The organism is Citrobacter sp. GW821-FHT07H02, assembly GCF_059418505.1.
The window spans coordinates 1-3223 of record NZ_JBWKPZ010000033.1 but is presented as its reverse complement, the minus strand read 5'-3'; the positions used below and the strand labels follow the sequence as shown (position 1 = coordinate 3223).

5 protein-coding genes are annotated in these 3223 nt (G+C 42.4%); 4 read left to right on the top strand and 1 reads right to left on the bottom strand.

The genetic code is table 11. The features are described from left to right. The first annotated feature begins 224 nt into the window (after window positions 1-224). The 3 genes from AC07NP_RS21760 (at window position 225) to AC07NP_RS21750 (ending at window position 1959) form a co-directional block, all read left to right on the top strand. Window positions 225-914, top strand: a complete 690-nt coding sequence (locus AC07NP_RS21760) for a site-specific integrase (RefSeq protein WP_494661701.1) — start codon at window positions 225-227, stop codon at window positions 912-914. A 170-nt stretch (window positions 915-1084) separates the two neighbouring features. Then, on the top strand, window positions 1085-1456 hold the full coding sequence (locus AC07NP_RS21755) for a hypothetical protein (RefSeq protein ID WP_012822610.1): 372 nt from the start codon (window positions 1085-1087) through the stop codon (window positions 1454-1456). A gap of 101 nt (window positions 1457-1557) precedes the next feature. Then, window positions 1558-1959 (top strand): hypothetical protein, encoded by a 402-nt coding sequence (locus tag AC07NP_RS21750; protein WP_494661700.1) that lies wholly within the window; start codon window positions 1558-1560, stop codon window positions 1957-1959. A gap of 2 nt (window positions 1960-1961) precedes the next feature. Here the strand turns inward: AC07NP_RS21750 and AC07NP_RS21745 are convergent, their stop codons facing one another. After that, entirely contained in the window at window positions 1962-2360 is a 399-nt protein-coding gene (locus tag AC07NP_RS21745; RefSeq protein WP_494661702.1) for an HNH endonuclease, read from the bottom strand. Between the two features lie 261 nt (window positions 2361-2621). Between AC07NP_RS21745 and AC07NP_RS21740 the strand changes: the two genes are divergently transcribed. Then, window positions 2622-2816: a helix-turn-helix domain-containing protein gene (locus AC07NP_RS21740; protein WP_494661699.1), complete on the top strand. Its 195-nt coding sequence runs from the start codon at window positions 2622-2624 to the stop codon at window positions 2814-2816. Window positions 2817-3223 lie beyond the last annotated feature (407 nt).

Genomic DNA, 3223 nt, shown 5'->3' with positions numbered 1-3223 from the left:
CTGGTTTTGTCATGAGTCACCTCTGATTGAGAGTTTACTCACTTAGTCGCGTGTCCACTATTCGCGGGTAAGATCAAGCCTCTCGTTTATTTCTCAAGTATCTAAACGTTGCTGATACCGAACTAACAGGCATCAGCCGCACCGAGGTAACGGGATTTATTCGAGCGCTCAAGCCTAAGAAATCCACGCAGACTATCCAGAATTATTTATCAGGATTAAACACGGTGTACGAGTACGCCCGCCGTTGCTACGACGATATACCAGCGGCCTCCCCATTTACCGGGCATAGACTAGAGGCCAAGCAAACAATAAAAAGCTATGAAGCATTCACCCCGAATGAAATAAATACCCTACTTAATAACGCCTCAGAAGATCTACAGGACGTTATTTTAATCGGGCTTTACTCGGGTATGCGGCTAGATGAAATCGCCTCTCTACGGATCTCTGACGCCTCAGAAATCGAGGGTGTCATGTGCTTTAGCGTGCGAGCAGCTAAAACAAAAGCAGGCGTACGGGTTGTACCAATGCACCCAGCGTTACAAAGCGTCATTACCAGATGCAAACAATTGAACCAGCAAGGCGAGCTAGGTGAGTACCTGTTACCTCAGTCAAATTTGATAAAGCGCCTCGATGGTAAAAGGGGGCCGTGGTACAGCCAGCAATTCACCCGCCTACGGGATAAGGTTTTACCCAATGCCACAGACAGACAATGCTTTCATAGTCTGCGCGGAATGTTCATTACTGCCTTAGACCGCGCTGGCGTACCGGAAGATAGGATTGCACAGATTGTCGGGCATGAGAGGGGCAAGACTGAATCCTTCAAAACTTACAGCTCTGGTGCACTACTATCAGAACTAGCCGATTATGTGTCATTGGTGCAGGCGATTTACCATGTGGAAGCTCACCAAAGATGATCGATTAAACCGATCGATTAACGAGCATTGATCTATCAAACCAATTACCAATACCCTAGCACTGCTGGCAGAATGGGGTAAAACCAAGCTGCCACCTAAAAGATAGAGGCGAGATTGTTTAAGCCACAATGAAATTCACTCAACAACTTAAATAAATACAAAGGTAAAGGATGGGTATTCTATTTAAATTATTCGGACCATCAAAATCCGATTACAAAACATTACTACCATTTCAGCAATGGTTTTTAAATTATCATGACTCCAATGATTTTATGAAATCTCGACTAGGCACTTCATTATTAGTACAATCATTCTCCATTGTAAATGAACTCCAACCAACTCTACCCCTGTATGCTCCTCTGCTAATGAAATATAAAAGAACCACATCCAAAGATATAATAGATAAAATACTCCTACCAGAATTGGAACTACTAAGTACTGTTGACTTTGATAATTACATGATTGAACCTGCTCGTGTTGTTGGTGCAGCTCTTCTTATACAAATTTATGAAAGAGACCCCAGTTTATTTTCAAACTGGTAGATGAGCAAAGTGTTAATGCACAGTGGTTGCCGCCTAGATTACGGAACATAACGGCACAACTGTACCTGTATTATAACAACTCCGATCGGCAAGGGGCTAGTATGTTCAAGGCATCCATAATTAAAGGGCGTGTTATCTCAATAGCAGCCCAACTTATCGCACTGAGCTTTGTAGTAGGCATTCTACTTGTATTTTCTCGCGCTCCAATGAATGATGAAGCATCATATTATATTGGAAGTGGCACTGATACGATTTCTTTACGTGAGGTTAATATTAAACGCTTTAACGGCTGGTACTATAGTCTCGGTTGCTTATTAGAAGTTAATGGGCATCTCGTAACCGCCACCCCTGATTCTTGCAATCAATTACTTAATGAAACAATAGCTTTATTCGATAAATACTATCCAACCAAGCCGAGGGAGTTTATTATTTATGGTCGAAATATTGGGCGGTGCAGTGACTTAACAACGCCCCGCTGCCCCGCCCTAGAAGATAATAAATAACTCTATCCATGACATGTGAATTGCCCGTGTGAGATTGTACGGGCTAATTGAACCTCATGGTTGAGTTGCTCAAGGTTCTTCCCATGCTTACGCCACCGCTTCCCGTCATTTTGTACTTGAGCACAATAAACCCCATTTGTTTTATTAACACTAATTCCCTTGGGTAGATTATTACCTGTAATACATTTACGTGCATTCTGGTTGTTCTGCGCTCTGGTAGCCAATCGCAGATTCAGGATATTGTTATTACTCCTATCTCCGTCTATATGGTCAATACAATGCCCAGCAGGAATAGTACCGTTGATAACAGACCAGATAATACGATGTACCGCGTACTTCTTTCCTTTTAATTGAACAGACCAATAACCATCTTTACCGAGAGTCCCAGCACAAGCACCGATTTTAACTCTCTGAGATAGGGCACGCTTCCAAGTTAAACCGCTCGGAGATTCTGTATCTACTGCAAAACAATTAAATATAAAGCACCTCCATAAATAAATATCGCGATAATGTTTGCTGTTCCATCCGTAAACGTGTGGGTATGCTTGACGTCCCGGAATTAATAGCTACTAAGTTTTCAGCAGGTAATAAATTCACCACTGAAATTCTGGTGAGCACAGCACATGCTTGGACGATACAGAATGCAGTAATGCAGGATCCGTATGAAGCCAGCCACTCTAAATGTAAGTTCCGCCCCACTTGCAGCTAAAGATCTTATCGAGACTAATGAGCCAGCGATGGGTATAGCCTATAAATATGGATTCGATTCACAGGAAACATTTACGAGAGTTTTCTCTAAAAAATACAAATTCCCACCATTGAGATATAGAAACGCCGAAAAGAGAAAAAAGCATTAACACTTTAAAGTTATCAATCTTACGTAACATCATCCGAATAATAATTTATTCCGGCATCAAAAATTGGTGGCCTTTTGATCTAGAAGCTTCTTGTTCGGAACAAAGCTCAACCTGGTTTTAACATCCAACGTCTAGAGCATGACCCTCAGCTATTACCCATCAGCAGAAAAATCGACCAGAACCTGATCGATATCTCAACCACATACCCATCGTGGCAAACCATTAGCTTTTAGATATCTGGTTTACCCTTGCAGTCGATTCATGGCACTGAGCAGACAAGCTAACAGAGCTGAAGGTCCGCTGTGAGCGAACAACAGACGTATGTCACTTGTGAAGTGGTTTACTGAATTTGGCCACCTGAACAGAGGTGATATGCTCACCTCAGAACAACACAGGTGCACCAATGA